We start from the raw sequence: 17,081 nt of genomic DNA on the forward strand, positions 1-17,081 counted from the left end.
AATAGATAATCAATCTATAGTTGTTTCCGTTATTCGTCTTGGACCGCACTGGCGGAGGCATGACGGCCCATTCGCCAGAGCCGGTCTCCGGCGCGTAGGGTGGGCAAAGGCGCGCCCCGCACGACGTTGGTGGGCCCGATCTCTCACGCGCCGTGCCCACCGCCCACACCCGCCGGCACCGATGGTGGGCACGCGCCGCCTTGCGGCGGCGCTTTGCCCACCCTACGGTTCGCCGGCCGTTGTTACGAGCGGAGCGACGTGACGCTCAGCGCAGACCGCCGGTGACGTGCAGCGTCTCGCCGGTGACGTAGGACGCGTCATCCGAGGCGAAGAAGGCCACCGCGGCGGCGATCTCCTCGGCCTTGCCGACGCGCGCGAGCGGCGTGGTCGTCTCGATCCAGTTGCGCATGTCGCCCTCGTGCAGGCCGGCAGCGACGACGCCCTCGGTCACGATCATGCCGGGATTGATGGTGTTGACGCGGATCTTGCGCGGCGCGAGCTCCTTCGACAGCACCGACGAGATGGCATCGACGGCGGCCTTGGTCGCGGTGTAGACGGCGGTGTTCGGCGGCGTCAGGGTCGACACGCCGGAGGAGATGTTGACGATGCTGCCGCCGGCCGGATTGAAATGCCGCGCGGCCTCCTGCGACACCAGGAGCAGGCCGAGCACGTTGACGTCGAACTGGCTGTGGAAGTGCTCCGGCGTGATGCCGTCGAGCGGCGCGAACGCGTAGACGCCGGCATTGTTGACGAGGATGTCGATCGGGCCCAGCGCCTTGACGGTCTCGGCGACGACGGTCTTGACGTCACCGGGATTGGCGAGATTGCCGTGCACGGCCACCGCCTTGCCGCCCTTGCCGGTGATCGCGGCCACGACGCGGTCGGCGCCCTCGCGGCTGGAGCTGTAGTTGACGGCGACCGCGGCGCCTTCCGCGGCAAGTCTGGCGGCGATCTCCGCGCCGATCCCCTTGGATGCGCCGGTCACCAGCGCCACCTTGCCTTCGAATCTCCTGCTCATCCTGCTCTCCTTGCGCCGCGGCGCTCTGTTCAATAGTTCAGAACTAGTGAACTATTGAACAGGCGCAAGGCCGTCGCTATATGTTTTTTCATGGCGCCATTGTTTCATCCGTCGCGGGAGGACATCACGTTGGCCGGCGTGCTCTCGGCGCTCGCCGACCCGATGCGGCTGCGCATCGTCAAGAGCCTGATGCAGCAGAACGACTGCATGTCCTGCTCGGCGGCGGCGCCCTGCCCCGACATGGCCAAATCGACGCTCTCGAACCATTTCCGGATCCTGCGCGAGGCCGGCCTGATCCAGACCACGAAAAAGGGCGTCGAGCACCGCAACGTCGTGCGCGAGGCCGACCTCAACGCAAGGTTCCCGAAATTGTTGAAGACGATCGTCGGCTACGCGGAGTAGGCGTAGAAACGTAGGGTGGGCAAAGGCGCGCCCCTCACGTTGATATGGGACATGCTGTATTCCGCGTCGTGCCCACCGGCCGCACCCGCCCGCCCTGATGGTGGGCACGCGCCGCCCGACGGCGCCGCTTTGCCCACCCTACGGTTGTCACTCATCGTCACTGCGAACGCAGCGACGCAGACAGAAGTGGACGCGTCCTACTTCTCCTCCTCCATCGTCACCGCGACGGCGCCGATGGCCGACAGCCGCACCTTGTCGCCTTCGACGTCGGCGACGAGGCCCTTGTCGATGAAGTGATGATGCCCCTTGTGGCTGCCCTCGCCGCTGTCCTTCTTCGTCAGCTTGATGCGATTGCCTTCGACGTGGTCGACGGTGCCGACATGCACGCCGTCGGCGCCGATGATCTCCATGTGTTCCCTGATGTCCTGCATGATGAAGGGCTCCGTGTCCGATGTGGAAGCATTTTCAACCTGTGGCTCGGGGAAGTGTTCCGGAACGGACCTCCACGCAGACGCTGTCGTAGGGTGGGCAAAGCGACGCCGCGAGGCGGCGCGTGCCCACCATCGGTGCCGGCGGATGCGGACGGTGGGCGCGGCGCGCGAAACATGCCGTCAGACAATGTCCAGCCGGGCGCCTTTGCCCACCCGACCGCCTCATCTGCCGTCATCGCGAGCGCAATGACGCCGGGAGAGGCCCGTGCGCGTCACCAGCCAATTCGTGTTTGTTCTCAAGCTGATTTGGCCTGTCCAGTCCTTCGGTGAAAAATAAATCACTTTCGCTTTTTCAAAAATCATGGTTGTCTACGCCCATCCCGGCCCGCCGAGAGGGGCGCATCGCGATCGTCACGAGACGTGGGCCGGAGATGCGGTGGCTGTGAGTGTGCCGCAGCGGGCTTGATGCCCGCCGACGAACGGCCCGCTTGCGGACGTGAAGACGCGTGGTCCTGGCGCCCCGATGCTGGCGCCAAGTGCGGTGGTGACGATGATCGCGCCGCGCGACGGTGGCTAAAAAGCCGGACACCGAGGAGATCGCGACATAAGCGTGAAAACCATCGCGCGGGGAATGCTGGGATGTCTCGGCTGAACCTGTGGTTCCTGCCGCCTGCATTTCTTTCGCAGGCGGACCATGGGTGCGGCCAGCGCCCGGCATTCCCCGCGCCCTCTCTGCTTCGGAGGGCAAACCAAGAGCAAGACTCGGGCGCAATCTGCGTCGCGGGATCGTCAGCGCATATCGTGCGCCGAACTCATCCGCTCACGGGGCTGTTTGACAACGTTTCAGCGCATGTCCTGACGACGACGCAAGGCGGCGTCGCCGCCACGATGCAGGCACCGGCTTCAAGCCTTGCGCACGGTCCCGAGGAAGCCCTCGACCGCCACGCGGAAACGATCGGCATCCGTCGACATGCGGCGGACGGAGTCGACCATTGCCGCGCCCGCATTGCCGGTCTGGCGGTTGAGGGCTGCGACCGAGCCGATCGTGTCGGTCACGGCGCGCGTGCCCTGCGCGGCGTGCTGGAAGTTGCGCGAGATCTCGGTGGTGGCGGCGCGCTGCTCTTCGACCGCCGCGGCGATCGCCGTCATCTTCTCGTCGATGCTGGAGATGTTGTGGCTGATGGCGTGGATCGCCTCGACCGACTCGCCGGTGGCGGCCTGGATCTCGGCGATCTGCCGGGTGATGTCGTCGGTCGCGGTCGCCGTCTGCGCCGCGAGATTCTTGACCTCGCCGGCGACGACAGCGAAGCCGCGGCCGGCTTCGCCGGCGCGCGCGGCCTCGATGGTCGCGTTGAGCGCCAGCAGGTTGGTCTGCGCGGCGATCGCGGTGATCATCTTGACCACCTCGCCGATGCGGTTGGCGGCGCGGTCGAGCATCTCGACCGTGGCGTTGGTCTGCGCCGCCTTCTCCACCGCCTGGCGCGCATCGGCCGCGGAGGCCTGCACCTGCGCGGCGATCTCGGAGACCGAGGCGGTCAGCTCCTCGGTGGCGGCGGCGATGGTCTCGAGATTGGTGGTCGCGGTCTCCGCGGCGCTGGCGACCGCGGCCGTCTGCTCGGTGGACTCATCGACCAGCTTGCGGACGTCGCCGGCGCTGGAATCGAGCTGGCCGGTCGAGTTGCCCATGCTGACGATGACCGCCTGCACGGTGTCGTCAAAGCTCTTGCAGGCGCTGTCGATCGCCTGCGAGCGCTCCAGCCGGCGGCCCTGGTCGAGCTCGCGCTCGCGCGACAGCTGCTCGGCGGTGGCGGCGCTCTCGCGCAGGCCCTCGAGGGCGGCTGCCATGGCTCCGAACTCGTCGGCATGAGCGAACTGCGGCACCGGCGTCTGGTAGTCGCGCTGGCCGATGCGCTGGATCGCCTGCATCAGGACGCCGACCGGGCGCATCAGGCGGACGCGCACCGCGCGCAGCGCCAGGCCGGCCACCACGAGCGCGGCGATGAAGGCGAGCGACTGTGCGATCAGGCTGCTCAGCGCTGCGGTCTTGATCTCCTCGGCGCGGGCGATCGAGCCGTCGAGCGCGGTCATGCCGATCGCGATGATGCCGGCGAACGGGCCCTGGCAGAACGCGTTCCATTCCGGCGCCGGCATCGCCGGCTTGCCGCTGCCGTCAAACCCCTTGGCGAGCTGGTCCATGCGCTGATGCGCGGCCTCGACCTCGGCGCGCGAGGTCTTCACGGCACCGGCGAGCGCGGTGCTGCCGCCCCCCGCCAGGAGGTCGTCGAGCCCGGACCAGCCGGCCGCGACGGTGCCGCGCCACTGCGCGATCGCGCCCTTCTGGGCGTCGTCGAGCGGCTTGGAGGCGTTGATGTTGGGACGCAGCGCCGAGCATTGCAGGCCGTAGCGGTCGCGGACCTGCCAGGCCAGCCGCCGCGCCTGCACCATCTTGGCGATCGCCGGATCGGTCATCCAGGCGCGATTCGAGACGGCGAGCGAGGCGGCGTTGGCGACGTCCAGCGTCTTGGTCATTGCCTGGTACCAGGCCTGCGTGCGCGCCAGCACGCGTTCGGCGCGCGGCTTCGCGGCCTCGTCGAACAGCAGCTTGAACTGCGGAACCGTGGCGGCCCAGCTCGACTTCAGCCTCGCCATGAGGTCGTCGCGCTCAGGCATGTCGACGCCGGCGAGCGCTGTGACGATGCCGTCATAGCCCTTGGCCTCGATGCCCTGATATTCGGTGAGCTTGGCGCGCGGATCGTCCTCGCTCAGCAGCACGCTCTGGATGTCGCCGCGGTGGGCACGCATGACGAGGACGTTCTGGAAGATCGCCTTGTCGGCCGCGGTCAGTTGCTCGGTCGCGACGCTCTCGCGATAGCGGCTCGCGGCACCGCTCATCAGGATCGCCGTGGACACCAGGATGCCCGCGGCCAGCACCGACAGCAGCACCATCAGCAGAGTACTGACCGATTTCCTCATCACGTACCGCCCCACACCGGAAAGTGGCAGGATGACGCCATTGCACAAATTCTTCCTTAACCATGGACCGGCACACCGGCGACCGAGGTAATCAGTTGCCGAATTCCCCCGCTCCACGACAACAAAAAATGCGCAAGCCGCAACGCGGCAGCCGTTGGCGCGCGCTGCGGCGCGATGCGAAGCGAATCGCAGGGCGTGGTGCGCAGTGGCTGGGCCGGACGGTGGGCGCGGCGCCGCGGTGGATCAAGATCACCTGCGGCGCCTTGGTGCTGCTCGTGACCTTCGCGCTGGTCAATCTGGCCTATCATGTCGTGCGCAAGCCGACCGAGCTGTTCGTGGTGACGGGTCATTCGCTCGACAAGGAGCCGGAGGAGACCTGGCGTCAATATGGCGCGCTGTTCCGTGAGAGCGCGACGCGATCGATCACGCCGGAGCTGCTCGCCGCCCTGGCGCAGACCGAGAGCTCGGGCAATCCGGTGGCGCGCACCTACTGGCGCTGGCGGTTCGCGTGGAATCCGTTCGCGCTCTATCAGCCAGCTTCCAGCGCCGTCGGCCTGTTCCAGATGACCGACGGCGCCTTTGCCGACGCCGCACGGTTCTGCATTCGGGATCACGAGGTGGTCAGCGACGGCTGCGGCTCGCCGAGCCTGTACGTTCGCGCCTGGCCGGCGCACGCGGTGGCGCTCACGGTGATCTCGCTCGACCGCCAAGTCGCCGCCGCGCTCGCACGGCAGCCCTCCGGCAAGCCGAGCGCGCAGCAGCGGCAGGATCTCGCGGCCGTCATTCATCTGTGCGGCGCCGGTCCGGCGGCCGGATTCGTGCGCCGCGGCTTCAAGCCGGCGGATGGCGAGCGCTGCGGCGACCATTCGGTCGCCGGCTATCTCGGCCGCGTCAATGCGATGAAGAAGCAGTTTCAGAAGCTCTCGGCAGCGGAGCGAAGTTAGCGCATGGCGCCCGCTCGGCAACATCGGCAGCCCACCCGGTTCCGCGTTAAGCACGTCGGATTTGCGGGTGTGTGCAAGGCGCGCGCGTTAAGACATTGGCAACGAACTGCCGCGCATTTTCTCCCTCCCATTAGTACAGGAGTCACCATGTCAGAGATCGGCATTCCCGGCGCGCGCATCCGGTCCTTCATCGAGCGGATCGAGCACCTCGATGGCGAATTGGCGGAACTGAACGAGCAGAAGAAGGAAGTGTTCGCCGAGGCCAAGGGCGAAGGCTTCGACGTCAAGATCCTGAAGGAGATCATCAAGCTCAGGAAGCAGGACCAGGACGAGCGGGACGAGCACGAGACGCTGCTCGATACCTACCTCCGGGCGATGGAAGCGGCCGAGACCGGGCCGGCCAGCAAAACCCCCGAGCGCAAGGCGGCGTGACACGCTGCCGACCGACGATGGCGGCGCGCTGCCGATCTGTGCCGCGCGCTGCCCTCCCCCGGGATTTTTCTTGCCCGGTTCCGTCCGAGCCTCTAACGCTGCGCTACACTCCTGCCCGCGCCCGAGGATGAGATGACCGACGCAATGACCTGCCCGCAATGCCGCTCCGAGCACGCCTATCAGGACGGAGCGCTATGGGTCTGTCCGGAATGCGGCCATGAATGGAGCGGCGACGCCGCGGTCGCGGCAGCGTCCAGCGACGATGCCAGCATCCGCGACGCCAACGGCAACGTTCTGGCCGACGGTGACAGCGTCATCGTCATCAAGGACCTGAAAGTGAAGGGATCGTCCTCGGTGGTGAAGGGCGGCACCAAGGTGCGCAACATCCGCCTGCAAGAAGCGAGCGACGGCCACAACATCGCCTGCAAGATCGACGGCATCGGCCAGATGAACCTGAAGTCGGAGTTCGTGCGCAAGGCGTAGTTCCGAGTGCTCCCGGAACATTCGCGACGCTATGGCGTTCGGATCAACAACGGGAGGATGGCCATGCTGACGGACGACCAGATCGCGACGCTTTCGGATATCGGCCAGGCGATCGCCTTCTCGCCCGACCGGCACGACGAGCTCGATGGACTGATCCGCGAAGGCTATGTCGCCAAGGACGGCGACATCTACGAGCTGACGGCGAAGGGGCAGAAGATCCTGACCGATCGAGGTGCCGGATTGAACGAGGCCTGACGCCACGGACGACCGAAGGGCCCCGGCATCTGCATCAAGGCGTAGATATCAGCCCGCCAAATGAGACGGGCTTCCGACTGATTCTCGTGTCCTGGGCATCGGATATTGGTCGCGCAAGTCTACGTGTTCGGCCCCGGCGTTCACCAAGGGACCCGGCCGTCCAATAGCCGCGAGCGCCGCAGGACTGCGCAGGCGGTGCCTGTTGTTTGGCACGGCAGACCCGGGTCAGCCTCGACCATCAGGCCGAAGGCACCGCATACAAGCAAATCCCGAATTCATCGGCCAGCCCGCGCGGGTCCGTTGCCGAATGCTGCGTGATCCAAGCAGTGAATCCATCACGCTTCTGTAGCCGTGAAGTGACACCCGTAGCAATCCGTTCCGTAGGAGCACGGCCCAGATTCATAACTTGGCATGAACTCTGCTTTCTCGATCCTGACCGGGTCCCACTCTATGGAGGCAGAATCAACGTGCTCGTCACTCTCGTCGCAATGCTATGCAACGGCCAGCTCTGCATGGAGAAGGTCGTCACCAACAGCGAGATGTCCGGCATCACGATGACATCCTGCGCCGTCAGCGCGCAGATCGGAATCGCAGACTGGATGTCCAAGGGTCCCTATCACGAGTGGCGTCTGCAGAGTTACAAGTGTGTCGCCGGCAAGTACGTGCCGAAGACCAACGCCTGATCCGCTTTGCCCGTCCGGCTGGCGCCCGGGTATCCGGGACCGGCCGGCCGGGCGCAGGACCTCTGCGCTGCTGTCGAATGTTCGACCCCAGCCGCGTCGCATTCGGGACACGCGCAGCAAAGAGAATGCGGCCGTTCGCGTGCCAACGAGCCCCGAATCGGCGAATTCGACGCGTAATGGCGCTGGCCCGCTTCGTGCAATGCCCCTCGCGACAATGGGGGATGACGTCATGCCGTTCTACAGCTTCCATTGCGCAACTTGCGCAGAGGATTTCGAGTTGCTGATCGGGATTTCTGAAAGGCCGGTCTGTCCGACCTGTGGCAGTCGCAAGCTGACCCGCCTGCCCTCGCTGCCGGCGCCGCCAGCGCGCAGCCCCGGCCTGATCAAGGCCGCGCGCAGCCAGGCAGCGCGCGAGGGGCATTTCAGCAACTACAGCCGCGCCGAACGGAAGAAACGCTAACCCGGCAGCGGCGGCCGGCCCTCAGCCTCAGTCCGATGTGATCTGCACCTCGGGCACGTCATCCTCGGGATCGTCGATGTCGAGGCCGTCCTCCTCATCCAGATCGATCCCGGAGAGGCAGATGTCACCGTCATCGATCACGAGCTCGACCGGAGACAGCGTCCGGCCCTGGCAGGGCCCGATGAAGCATTGCCCGGTATCGAGGTCGAACTGCGCGCCATGCTCGCCACAGACGAGGAAATTGCCTTCCTCGTCCATGAACTCGCCAGGATGCTTGTCGAGGCGAGCGCCCTGATGTGGGCAGGTATTCTCGAAGCCGTAGAAATTGTTGCCCTTGCGCGTGACCAGGATCGGCCAGGGCTTGGCGCTGCCATCGGGCTCGCGGCGCTGGAGAACGAAGCCCCGCGCCGCGCCATCGTCCACCTCATAGGTCGCGCAGATCGCAAACAGCGTGCTCATCATCCGCCTCTTTTCGCCTCGCCCGGCGTTTGGCGCATCCGCGACATCGCAGGCGCGCTGAAGAGGCTCGCAGCAAGCAGCATGCCAGCCAGGAGTGCCCGACAGGCAGATCGCGGGCCTCAGGCCGGTGGCATGCCGAGGCGGCCGATGCCGGGAAATTTCAGCGCCCGCCGTCGCAGATCGACGCCGAGAACTCCCCCGAAGATGTTCAGCTCGACGCCCTCGATCCACCCGACGGTGAGGCCGAGATAGCCGCCGAGCGATACGAACAGACCGGTCCCGGAGGCCGTGCGCCCCCACCAGCCGTCAAAGGGGAAGTCCTTGCCGATTGCGGTCGGCGGCAGCACGGCGTTCAGCTCAGGAACCGCGTTCAACGCCGCCTGCACGAAGGTGTTCGAATTGGGCCCCGGCCAGGCGTTGTAGTCGCCATGGGCGCGGAAGCGGTAGTTCTCGATCACGCTGCGGATCCTCGGGATCACCCGCTCGGCTTCTTCGCCGTCGACGGCCAGCACTGTCTCCGGCGATGCACCGAACCAGCGACCATCGGGCGCGAAGCCATCGACACGGATCGGCTCACCCCAGGCGGTGTAGTCGTAGCGGGTGTAGCGCGGGCCGCCCTTCTCCTTGACGACGATCCAGGTGTGGACCGCGAAGATGCCACGCCAACGCACCGTGCGCGCAGCGAACACGCGCACCACCGCGTCGGCATGCTGCGCCGGCGATGGCAGCAGGCCCGCGCTCGAACGGTCCGCGGCCTGCCAGCTGCCGCGGCGATCGCCGCGCAGATAGTTCGCGGTCGACAGCGTGATGGGCATGATGATGAGCAGCAGGAAGGTGAGCACAGGCCTTATCACGATAGGCGAGAACAATGGAGGCACTGAGGAATGACATCCATGTAGTCATCGCGCCCGCCGTCGCCAGCGCCGGCCGGCACGCCACCCTCACAATCCGGACACCACGCCAACGCTGAAGACTCAGTGCCGGCGGAAACCACCGCCCGGACCGGAACGCCCGCCGCCGCCGCGAGGGCCGCTGACGACGACACGCGCAGCACCCATGGCGGGGCCGCCCCCGATATGCGCCAAGCCGATTTGCGGCGAAGTCCCGACCATGCGCATGCCGCCCATCTGCGCGCGGGCGCTCTGCGGCGCACCGCCGCTCCGGCTCATCAGAGGCTGCACCATGGGTGGTGTTCCAGCTCGAGCGGGAGCACCAGCCACGACTGGAGGTGTGGCGGGGCCGGCGGCAGTCGCAGGTGGCACACGACCTTGCATGCCCAGAGGCGGTCCGGATTGTTGGCCTGTGCCGGCGACCGCGCCCGCTCCGGCGCCAGGCTGGATCGTTCCGCCGGGACCACGACCCGGCATTCCCGGGGTCATGCCAGGCTGAGGCGGATTTTGCGCCATGACCGGCGGATGGCGATGCCAGTAGCGGTTCCAGAACGCGTGCCGATGATACCAGGGCCGTCCGAAATAGAAGCTGCTCCAATAGGTGGTCAGCGTGAAGCCGACAGTCGGCACGTACTCGACATATTCGGGCAGGTAGACGTACTGCTCACGGTACAGATAGGCGAGTGTCCGCGCCGCGACCCAGCCGCGTTCGCCTCCGAAGCTGACATCGCACCACGCGCCGCCTTGAATGCAGCCATGGATGGTGATCCGGGCCCCGGCCGGAATGCGCTCGACGATGGGAAAACCCGGGCCAGGTCCTGCGCGCATGGCGGCCGCGGTGCGCACCAGGCCCGGCGCAGCCACCGCCAGCGAGGCGGGCGTGGCAATCAACAGCGCAGCAACGAGACACGTTCTGAGTTTCACCACGGACACCCTCCTGTCTGTTTGCCGGAGCGAGCTCGGGCGCGAGACTCTCGCGCCCGCATGCGCGGCTCCGGCATGCACTCGACAGGGATGGTTGCAGACTATCGCGGCAACCTCACGGCGCTCCGTTGTCGGAGAGAAGCTGCGCGGCTCCACCGAGAGCGCGGCGAAATGCTTCGTCGAACGTCACGCCACGGAATTGCCACCGATATTGCTTGCCCGCGCGATCGAGGCGCCATCGCGTGACCCAGCCCAGTTCGGCGTCGTCCCAGGTGAGATCACCGAAGAGCATGACCTCAGCTCCGGGAAACCATGACGCGACGGCCACGGGCTGGACACCGTTCAGCTTGGTCTTCTCAATAGCGGCCTTCGAGATCTCGGCGGCGCTTGGCAGAGCGATCTCGAGTCCACGCTTGACGGCAGCCGCGCGCAGTGCGTCGCGCTGCAGATCGGACGTCCGGTCGTCGGATGCAACGAGGAACGTGCGGCCGCCTGCCGTCATCGCCACGATCACGGCAATCGACGGGCGCGGCCCCGGCCACGGCTTGACGTTCAAGCTCGCCAGCAACTGATCGATCCGCGCGCGATCGAATGACACAGTCAGGTCATACGGCCGGTCGCGCGTGCCCTGCTCGTCGTGCTTCGGCTTGCCCGACATCTGATCGTGATAGTCGAAGCCGGTGACGAACTCCGCCGCTCGCGCCTCGAGTGGCGCGAGCCTAGCGTCATTCCTGAGCTGAAATGCACCGGATACCTTGATCAGCACGTCTTCTAGACATGCTGCAAAGGCTGCCCGGCGATTGTCCTCGCCCTGACCGGTCACGACCGTCTGCGCCTGGTACAGGTCGGTCGAGGCCGCATTCGCAACGGTGCAGGCCCCGACCGTCATCATCACCCAGAGCCCGAGACGCCAAGCGCCCAGCCCGCGGAGAACACTGTACTGCTGCATCGCGCCCTCGATCCGGCTATGTCGGCTATTTCTGCCGATCGAGCTTGATGATCGTCGGTGTGGCGGCGTCGGACGTCGAGAACGTCACCCGATCGCCGGCGTGGATGTTCTCGATCATGGCGCTGTCCTTGATCTTGAACTCCTGGTCCGCTCCCGCCGTGTTGGCGCCGACGGTCCCGTTGGGAACGCGCTTGATCGCGATCGTGCCGTTGAGACGGTTGATCCCCGTGACCATGCCCGCCGTGCCCTGCTCCGCCGCGAGAGCGGGCAGAGTCCCCGCAAACAGGGCGACCGTCGCCAGAGTAATGCCAACTGCTCTCATCGCTGTTCTCCTGCCTTGCTTTTCGCGCCAAACAAAACACCACGAAATCTTTGGTTCCCGGAACCTTCAGCTTCGTCGCTGACGACCTTGGGCCGTTTGACGCACCGCAATCAATGTCGCTGCGCCGTGCAGCTTTTTTGTTGCCCCCAAGCACTACGCCTACATACAAGATCCTGATCGTCTCCGCCCTGCGGACGACGCGCGCTCGACCGGGCGCAATCGCGAACCTTCTTCGACCGACACGGCTCGGCCCCCCTCATGTAGTGATTTGCGCGGATTTGTCATCAGACCAGCGCGTGATCAAAGTTTTCCTGCACTCGCAGTATCGACGCCCTGTAACGCCGAATTCATCAATGCGTCAGGATGCACCTTGACAGCGCAGACAGCCGGGAGGACGATCACCTCGTCGTGCATTTCCGGTGGCCGCTCATCATGGTGCCGGTGATGTTCGAACGACAACAACCCATCTGATTGCAGGGAGGTTCTATGACTCCACCTCCGTACCAGATCCGCTGAGTGCGACGGGACTCGCTTCGGACCATCGCATAGCGGCAAATCACGAACGGCACGCCGGGTCGCGGCTTAGTGGGCTGCATCAGCGAGGCATGGCCCCTTGCCCGCCCGGCGCTGTGCCGTCCATCTGGATCACTTCAGCGCGAGCTTGGTAGCTATCATTCGGGAGCGGCGGCTCGAGACCCAACACTCGGGCTGATACTGCGCAACGCGAACATTGGAACGTGTGATCAGCCGATCGCGTGCGATCAGGTGACCAATGCCAGCCGAGATATCGGCTCGCGGCATCGCCGCATTCCCAATGTCCCCGAAACGAAATCCATCATCGGCTGATGCGCGGCGGGCGCAGGCGTCACCCGCCGCCGACGCAATCTGCCGCAGCTACTTGCTGTAGTCGTAGAAGCCCTTGCCGGTCTTGCGGCCAAGCTGGCCTGCAGCCACCATTTCCTTCAGCAACGGCGCCGGACGATACTTCGGATCGTTGAAGCCGTTGTAGAACACCTCCATCACCGAAAGCATCGTGTCGAGACCGATCAGATCGGCCAGCGCCAGCGGACCGATGGGGTGATTGCAGCCGAGCTTCATGCCCTCGTCGATGTCGGCGGCGGTCGCGATGCCTTCCGAATATGCGAAGATCGCCTCGTTGATCATCGGGCACAGGATACGGTTCACGGCAAAGCCCGGGCTGTTCTTCGCGGTGATCGCAACCTTGCCGATCCGCTTGGCGAATTCGGCGGCGGCCGCATGGGTCGCATCCGAGGTCTGCAGGCCGCGGATCAGTTCGAGCAGCGCCATCATCGGCACCGGATTGAAGAAGTGCATGCCGATGAAGCGGTCGGGCCGATCGGTGGCGGTGGCGAGCTTGGTGATCGAGATGGAAGAGGTGTTGGTCGCGATCAGCGCCTCGGGCTTCAGGCCGGCACAGAGGTCCTTAAGGATCTTGAGCTTCAGCTCCTCGTTCTCCGTCGCGGCCTCGATGACCAGGTCACAGCTCGCCAGCTTCGCCTTGTCGGCAGTGCCGGTGATGAGCGACAACGCCCTGTCCTTGTCGGCGGCCGTCATCTTCTCCTTCTTGACCAGGCGGTCGAGGCTGGAGCCTACGGTCGCGAGCCCGCGCGCCACCGCCTGCTCCGAGATGTCGACCATGACGACCGGAACGCCCGCGGCGGCGCAAACCTGCGCGATGCCGTTGCCCATGGTGCCTGCTCCGATGATGCCGACCGTCTGAATCATTGCCGCTTCCTCTCAGTCTCGTATCCGCGGGGACCGCCCCGTCCTGCGCCGTTGCTTAACAGGCTATCGCCCGGCCGGGTAGACCCAACCACGACGAGCCAGACCGGGCCGGTTGCCCCACGGCTCGCCGGCGTCTGGAAGCGGACGCGTTGCCCGAGGTTCGTCCGCATGCGCAGGAACGGATGCAGCTTGCTCTGGTTGGTCTCGTGCTCGGCGAGATGAGCCGCGCCGGGCGCGGCAGCGGACCGCTGAACAGGAGCCACTGACCGATACGCAGGCACGGGTGACCGGGCGGTCGCCCCGCCGTCGCGTGTCACGCGGGAGCGCCACGCCAAATCCGTCGCCGTCATCGGAACGCCCGGTCAGGCCGACGGTTCTCCACGCAGCAACTGGCCGTGCCCAATCGAGGAGACCCCCGTGGCGACCGCCGAAACCACCGACCTTCCCCGCAGCCGACGGCGCAGATCGCACGGCATCCGATCCACCCGATGCTGGTGCCATTCCCTATCGTCTGCTTCATCGGAGCGCTCGTCACCGACATCGCCTATTGGCGGACCGCCGAAATCATGTGGGCGGATATCTCAGCCTGGCTGCTGCTGGCCGGACTGATCATGGGCAGGCTGGCCGGCATCGCCGGCCTCATCGACTTCCTCGAATTGGGCGCGGAGAAACGGAGGACGACATGGGACTGGCTCAATACGCCATCGTTGCAGTGAACGATCATTGGAGCGTGCTGCACGACGGCAACGCGCACGGCGACTATGCCACCAAGGAAGCAGCGTTCGAATCGGCGGCATCAGCCGCGACGCTTGCCATCAAGCAGGGTCATGAGGTGCATCTCAGCGTTCCGGGGAACGACCCAGATCGATCAAATAACTAATCAGCACGGCATCCTTGTTGTTGGTTCCAAAATGACCTCCAGGGATAGTGAATTGCACGGTAACGTGTGTTAGCGACGTCACAGGCTCGGCGCCGCACACTTCTGTTCAAAAGGAACAGGAGTTTCGCCATGAAGGTCAACCGGAACCGGCGCAAGCAGACAGCGTCGTTCGGCCAGCGGCTGCAACCGCTGCCCGCGAGGCGGCAGCGCGTCTTCCCGTGGGCCCCGAACGCGACATCATGCTGAATGCTGAAGAAGGCGATGCAGGCCGAGACGGCGGCGCATATCAACGAGCTGTTGAGTGCGCCCGTGCTGCACGCCGCGGGGCGTTAGGACACTCGCCTCGTCATCTGCCGCGACTGCGAAAGGAACCCGAACGCCGTCACGACGCTTTGCTCTCGAGTTCTTGTCTCGGCGAGAGGACGATGATGGCCCGGGTCGTGGTCGGCACATCGGGATGGCATTACGGGTCCTGGCGCGGCGCCTTCTTTCCGCAGGGCCTTCTGATCAGGCACCAGCTGCCCTACTACGCCAGCCAGTTCGAGACCACCGAGCTGAATGGCGTGTTCTACCGGACGCCGACGGAAGCCGCCGTCCGCGGCTGGCGCGATCAGACCGGCCCCGATTTCGTTTTTGCCTGGAAGGCCTCCAAGTTCATCACGCATTGGAAGCGCCTGTCCGCGCGCTCGGTCAACAGCATTGCGCTGATGGAGAGCCGGCTGTCGCTGCTCGGCGACAAGGCCGGCCCCGTGCTGTTCCAGCTGCCGCCGCAATTCGAAGCGAATCCCGAGCGCCTCGAGTCCTTTCTGCCGCTGCTGCCGAGGCACCGGCGCTACAGTTTCGAATTCCGTCACCCGAGCTGGTACACGCCGGCCATCATGCGCCTGCTGAGGGACGCGAATATCTCGCTCTGCCTGTCGGACCATCACGATGCCCCGGCGCCGTGGAAGCGCACGGCCGATTTCGTCTATGTGCGCGGACACGGCCCCGACGGCCGCTACAAGGACAACTATACCGACGCAACGCTCGCGACCTGGGCCAAACGCATTCGCGCCTGGGCGACGCACGGGATCGACGTCTACGTCTATTTCGACAACGACCGGAAGAGCGCGGCGCCCGCCGACGCTTTGCGGCTGCGCCGGTTGCTCGCGGCGTCCCCTCACCGGACACACAGCGCGGCGCGCGCGAGGTCGACAGAACATCGTGGACATCTCTCGGTTTAGGCCGCAACCAACGAGAGGAACCACCCATGCGACGCACACTCAGCACGCTTGGCTGCCTGGTACTCGCCGGCCCTGCCCTCGCCCAATCAGTCTGCGAAAAGACCGGGGTGAATTCGGCGCTCGGCATTGCGCCGAGCACGGAGGACTTCGTCAAGCAGGTCGCCATCAGCCGGCATTGCTGCGCGACGCCGCGGTCTCCTTCTCGATCAGTCCCGCTGCATTGGTGAAATACGCCTCGACCGCCTCAGACATCGCCTGCGCGACTTTCGGAGGATTGCCGAGTTGATCAATGCTCGATTCGATCCCGTTCGCGATCGACCGCGATCCGGCCTTGCGCGCGATCGATGCTGGAGTACTCGACCGCAGCCAGCGGGCGCTTGGCGCCGATCGCCGGGGCCCCGAGAACACAGGCAAGCGCCGTGATTGAGAGCATCGACACCGCAAAGAGCTGACCGACTCGCATGATGCATTTCCAGTTGATTGTTTTGATCAACTTAGGAAGCGGAGCCTGAGGGGGTCTTAAATCCGCTGACCTGGCGTGGCGCCAGATCGTCGCCGCTTCGCGTCGATTCCCGTAAATCAACGGGCTTCGACGGTGGTCCTCATCAGTTTTCATGAGAGTTCCACGACAGAGGCGCGAAGGGTTGGTCGGGATCGCGCGATGTTGCTCGTGCTTCAAGCATCGCTTGGGAGCACGGGCAGCGCAAGAAGCCGCGGCAATCTCTCCGACTCCGGGCCCGCGCTGGTTCCTCATGCAGTCCTCATGCAAGTGTAGAAAGATCCAGCGGTCAACGCGGTACAATGCTAACATAAGTTATTGAAGTCGCACCACATGGAACCCCAATAAACTAACTCGGGGGAACCGCTCTTTGAGTCATCTGGTACGCAAGCTCGAGAATTTCGTCCGCCTCTCTGCGGCCGACCGCCTGATGCTCAACCGCGCTGCGGCTCAGCGGGTAAGGACCTTCGCGCCACGCACCGACATCGCGCGCGAAGGCGAGAAGCCCAAGGACGTGCATCTGATCCTGAATGGCTGGGCCTGCCGCTACAAGCAGCTCGAGGACGGCCGCCGCCAGATCGTCTCGTTCTTCCTTCCTGGCGATATCTGCGATCTCAACATCTTCATTCTGCGCGAGATGGACCATTCGATCGGCACCATCACGCCGGTGTCGATCGCCGATCTGCCGCGCGAGTTCTTCGACGAGATCAGCGCCGGTTATCCGCGCATTGCGACGGCATTCTGGTGGGAGACGCTGGTCAATGCCGCGATCCAGCGCGAATGGACCATGAATCTCGGGCAGCGCACCGCGTCCGAACGCATGGCGCACCTGTTGTGCGAACTGTTCTTCCGGCTGCGCCTGGCGGGTCTCGCCGACGACAGCAGCTGCAGCTTCCCGCTCACCCAGGCCGATCTCGCCGAGGCGACCGGCCTGTCGAAGGTCCACGTCAACCGCACGCTGCAGGAACTGCGCGCCAGCAACCTGATCGTGCTCAAGGGCAAGATGCTGGTACTTCCGGACCTCGAGCGCCTGATGAGCGCAGGCCTGTTCAACGCGAATTACTTGCATTTGGACCGCGAAGGCCGTCAGCTCGACGCGAATGAGTGA

General features: G+C 65.3%; 20 protein-coding genes and 2 pseudogenes. 12 read left to right on the plus strand and 10 right to left on the minus strand.

From position 1 onward, the window contains the following. Positions 1 to 265: 265 nt before the first annotated feature. Positions 266 to 1,018 carry a glucose 1-dehydrogenase gene (locus tag QX039_RS19305; RefSeq protein ID WP_315737742.1) on the minus strand — a complete coding sequence of 251 codons (753 nt, stop codon included), beginning with the start codon at positions 1,016 to 1,018 and terminating at the stop codon, positions 266 to 268. 90 nt (positions 1,019 to 1,108) lie between these two features. Here QX039_RS19305 and QX039_RS19310 point away from each other — a divergent pair, with 90 nt between their 5' ends. Then, entirely contained in the window at positions 1,109 to 1,420 is a 312-nt protein-coding gene (locus QX039_RS19310) for a helix-turn-helix domain-containing protein (RefSeq protein WP_315737741.1), read from the plus strand. A 197-nt stretch (positions 1,421 to 1,617) separates the two neighbouring features. Here QX039_RS19310 and QX039_RS19315 read toward each other — a convergent pair whose 3' ends face one another. Next, a complete protein-coding gene (locus tag QX039_RS19315) occupies positions 1,618 to 1,851 on the minus strand; it encodes a DUF2171 domain-containing protein (protein WP_315737740.1) in 234 nt (77 codons plus the stop codon). A gap of 903 nt (positions 1,852 to 2,754) precedes the next feature. Continuing rightward, the gene (locus tag QX039_RS19320) at positions 2,755 to 4,824 is read right to left on the minus strand and encodes a methyl-accepting chemotaxis protein (RefSeq protein ID WP_315741160.1); all 2,070 of its coding nucleotides are present in this window, start codon (positions 4,822 to 4,824) and stop codon (positions 2,755 to 2,757) included. A 128-nt stretch (positions 4,825 to 4,952) separates the two neighbouring features. Here QX039_RS19320 and QX039_RS19325 point away from each other — a divergent pair, with 128 nt between their 5' ends. The 6 genes from QX039_RS19325 (at position 4,953) to QX039_RS19350 (ending at position 8,081) form a co-directional block, all read left to right on the plus strand. After that, positions 4,953 to 5,768 carry a transglycosylase SLT domain-containing protein gene (locus tag QX039_RS19325; protein WP_409998874.1) on the plus strand — a complete coding sequence of 272 codons (816 nt, stop codon included), beginning with the start codon at positions 4,953 to 4,955 and terminating at the stop codon, positions 5,766 to 5,768. A gap of 147 nt (positions 5,769 to 5,915) precedes the next feature. Next, positions 5,916 to 6,200, plus strand: coding sequence for a DUF2312 domain-containing protein (locus QX039_RS19330; protein ID WP_315712263.1), 285 nt, complete (start codon positions 5,916 to 5,918; stop codon positions 6,198 to 6,200). 132 nt (positions 6,201 to 6,332) lie between these two features. Next, the gene (locus tag QX039_RS19335) at positions 6,333 to 6,683 is read left to right on the plus strand and encodes a zinc ribbon domain-containing protein YjdM (RefSeq protein ID WP_315741159.1); all 351 of its coding nucleotides are present in this window, start codon (positions 6,333 to 6,335) and stop codon (positions 6,681 to 6,683) included. Positions 6,684 to 6,746: 63 nt separating this feature from the next. Beyond that, positions 6,747 to 6,938 carry a hypothetical protein gene (locus QX039_RS19340; RefSeq protein WP_315741158.1) on the plus strand — a complete coding sequence of 64 codons (192 nt, stop codon included), beginning with the start codon at positions 6,747 to 6,749 and terminating at the stop codon, positions 6,936 to 6,938. A gap of 467 nt (positions 6,939 to 7,405) precedes the next feature. Beyond that, positions 7,406 to 7,621, plus strand: a complete 216-nt coding sequence (locus QX039_RS19345) for a hypothetical protein (RefSeq protein WP_315741157.1) — start codon at positions 7,406 to 7,408, stop codon at positions 7,619 to 7,621. Positions 7,622 to 7,850: 229 nt separating this feature from the next. Continuing rightward, positions 7,851 to 8,081, plus strand: coding sequence for a zinc ribbon domain-containing protein (locus QX039_RS19350; RefSeq protein ID WP_315741156.1), 231 nt, complete (start codon positions 7,851 to 7,853; stop codon positions 8,079 to 8,081). Between the two features lie 27 nt (positions 8,082 to 8,108). Here the strand turns inward: QX039_RS19350 and QX039_RS19355 are convergent, their stop codons facing one another. From QX039_RS19355 to QX039_RS19380, 6 genes are all read right to left on the minus strand, one after another. Beyond that, positions 8,109 to 8,543 (minus strand): Rieske (2Fe-2S) protein, encoded by a 435-nt coding sequence (locus QX039_RS19355; protein ID WP_315741155.1) that lies wholly within the window; start codon positions 8,541 to 8,543, stop codon positions 8,109 to 8,111. Positions 8,544 to 8,659: 116 nt separating this feature from the next. Next, complete coding sequence (locus QX039_RS19360; RefSeq protein WP_315741154.1) at positions 8,660 to 9,382, minus strand: DUF3750 domain-containing protein; 723 nt, start codon at positions 9,380 to 9,382, stop codon at positions 8,660 to 8,662. A gap of 132 nt (positions 9,383 to 9,514) precedes the next feature. After that, positions 9,515 to 10,354 carry an SH3 domain-containing protein gene (locus QX039_RS19365; RefSeq protein WP_409998875.1) on the minus strand — a complete coding sequence of 280 codons (840 nt, stop codon included), beginning with the start codon at positions 10,352 to 10,354 and terminating at the stop codon, positions 9,515 to 9,517. 115 nt (positions 10,355 to 10,469) lie between these two features. Next, on the minus strand, positions 10,470 to 11,303 hold the full coding sequence (locus tag QX039_RS19370) for a DUF2066 domain-containing protein (RefSeq protein WP_315741152.1): 834 nt from the start codon (positions 11,301 to 11,303) through the stop codon (positions 10,470 to 10,472). 25 nt (positions 11,304 to 11,328) lie between these two features. Then, positions 11,329 to 11,625: a copper-binding protein gene (locus QX039_RS19375; RefSeq protein WP_315741151.1), complete on the minus strand. Its 297-nt coding sequence runs from the start codon at positions 11,623 to 11,625 to the stop codon at positions 11,329 to 11,331. An 894-nt stretch (positions 11,626 to 12,519) separates the two neighbouring features. Further along, positions 12,520 to 13,371 carry a 3-hydroxybutyryl-CoA dehydrogenase gene (locus tag QX039_RS19380; protein WP_315741150.1) on the minus strand — a complete coding sequence of 284 codons (852 nt, stop codon included), beginning with the start codon at positions 13,369 to 13,371 and terminating at the stop codon, positions 12,520 to 12,522. Positions 13,372 to 13,766: 395 nt separating this feature from the next. On the opposite strand from QX039_RS19380, the pseudogene QX039_RS19385 reads away from it, so the two are divergent. The 4 genes and pseudogenes from QX039_RS19385 to QX039_RS19400 all read left to right on the plus strand — a co-directional run. Further along, positions 13,767 to 14,024, plus strand: a pseudogene (locus QX039_RS19385) (DUF2231 domain-containing protein); the annotation flags it as partial. Between the two features lie 29 nt (positions 14,025 to 14,053). After that, a complete protein-coding gene (locus QX039_RS19390) occupies positions 14,054 to 14,251 on the plus strand; it encodes a hypothetical protein (RefSeq protein WP_315741149.1) in 198 nt (65 codons plus the stop codon). Positions 14,252 to 14,679: 428 nt separating this feature from the next. Further along, on the plus strand, positions 14,680 to 15,474 hold the full coding sequence (locus QX039_RS19395; RefSeq protein WP_315741167.1) for a DUF72 domain-containing protein: 795 nt from the start codon (positions 14,680 to 14,682) through the stop codon (positions 15,472 to 15,474). 26 nt (positions 15,475 to 15,500) lie between these two features. Further along, a pseudogene (locus QX039_RS19400) lies at positions 15,501 to 15,644 on the plus strand (DUF305 domain-containing protein); the annotation flags it as partial. Positions 15,645 to 15,760: 116 nt separating this feature from the next. Here QX039_RS19400 and QX039_RS19405 read toward each other — a convergent pair. Further along, a complete protein-coding gene (locus QX039_RS19405) occupies positions 15,761 to 16,090 on the minus strand; it encodes a hypothetical protein (RefSeq protein WP_315741148.1) in 330 nt (109 codons plus the stop codon). A 253-nt stretch (positions 16,091 to 16,343) separates the two neighbouring features. On the opposite strand from QX039_RS19405, the gene QX039_RS19410 reads away from it, so the two are divergent. Continuing rightward, positions 16,344 to 17,081, plus strand: coding sequence for a Crp/Fnr family transcriptional regulator (locus QX039_RS19410; RefSeq protein ID WP_315712288.1), 738 nt, complete (start codon positions 16,344 to 16,346; stop codon positions 17,079 to 17,081).

The organism is Bradyrhizobium sp. SZCCHNR1043 (genome assembly GCF_032489675.1).
Classification (GTDB): Bacteria; Pseudomonadota; Alphaproteobacteria; order Rhizobiales; family Xanthobacteraceae; genus Bradyrhizobium.

Excerpts from the sequence above, each read along its gene's own strand:
- QX039_RS19305 (WP_315737742.1), bottom strand. The coding sequence starts at position 1,018 with ATGAGCAGGAGATTCGAAGGCAAGGTGGCGCTGGTGACCGGCGCATCC.
- QX039_RS19310 (WP_315737741.1), top strand. The coding sequence starts at position 1,109 with ATGGCGCCATTGTTTCATCCGTCGCGGGAGGACATCACGTTGGCCGGC.
- QX039_RS19315 (WP_315737740.1), bottom strand. The coding sequence starts at position 1,851 with ATGCAGGACATCAGGGAACACATGGAGATCATCGGCGCCGACGGCGTG.
- QX039_RS19320 (WP_315741160.1), bottom strand. The coding sequence starts at position 4,824 with ATGAGGAAATCGGTCAGTACTCTGCTGATGGTGCTGCTGTCGGTGCTG.
- QX039_RS19325 (WP_409998874.1), top strand. The coding sequence starts at position 4,953 with ATGCGCAAGCCGCAACGCGGCAGCCGTTGGCGCGCGCTGCGGCGCGAT.
- QX039_RS19330 (WP_315712263.1), top strand. The coding sequence starts at position 5,916 with ATGTCAGAGATCGGCATTCCCGGCGCGCGCATCCGGTCCTTCATCGAG.
- QX039_RS19335 (WP_315741159.1), top strand. The coding sequence starts at position 6,333 with ATGACCGACGCAATGACCTGCCCGCAATGCCGCTCCGAGCACGCCTAT.
- QX039_RS19340 (WP_315741158.1), top strand. The coding sequence starts at position 6,747 with ATGCTGACGGACGACCAGATCGCGACGCTTTCGGATATCGGCCAGGCG.
- QX039_RS19350 (WP_315741156.1), top strand. The coding sequence starts at position 7,851 with ATGCCGTTCTACAGCTTCCATTGCGCAACTTGCGCAGAGGATTTCGAG.
- QX039_RS19355 (WP_315741155.1), bottom strand. The coding sequence starts at position 8,543 with ATGATGAGCACGCTGTTTGCGATCTGCGCGACCTATGAGGTGGACGAT.
- QX039_RS19370 (WP_315741152.1), bottom strand. The coding sequence starts at position 11,303 with ATGCAGCAGTACAGTGTTCTCCGCGGGCTGGGCGCTTGGCGTCTCGGG.
- QX039_RS19375 (WP_315741151.1), bottom strand. The coding sequence starts at position 11,625 with ATGAGAGCAGTTGGCATTACTCTGGCGACGGTCGCCCTGTTTGCGGGG.
- QX039_RS19380 (WP_315741150.1), bottom strand. The coding sequence starts at position 13,371 with ATGATTCAGACGGTCGGCATCATCGGAGCAGGCACCATGGGCAACGGC.
- QX039_RS19390 (WP_315741149.1), top strand. The coding sequence starts at position 14,054 with ATGGGACTGGCTCAATACGCCATCGTTGCAGTGAACGATCATTGGAGC.
- QX039_RS19395 (WP_315741167.1), top strand. The coding sequence starts at position 14,680 with ATGGCCCGGGTCGTGGTCGGCACATCGGGATGGCATTACGGGTCCTGG.
- QX039_RS19405 (WP_315741148.1), bottom strand. The coding sequence starts at position 16,090 with ATGAAAACTGATGAGGACCACCGTCGAAGCCCGTTGATTTACGGGAAT.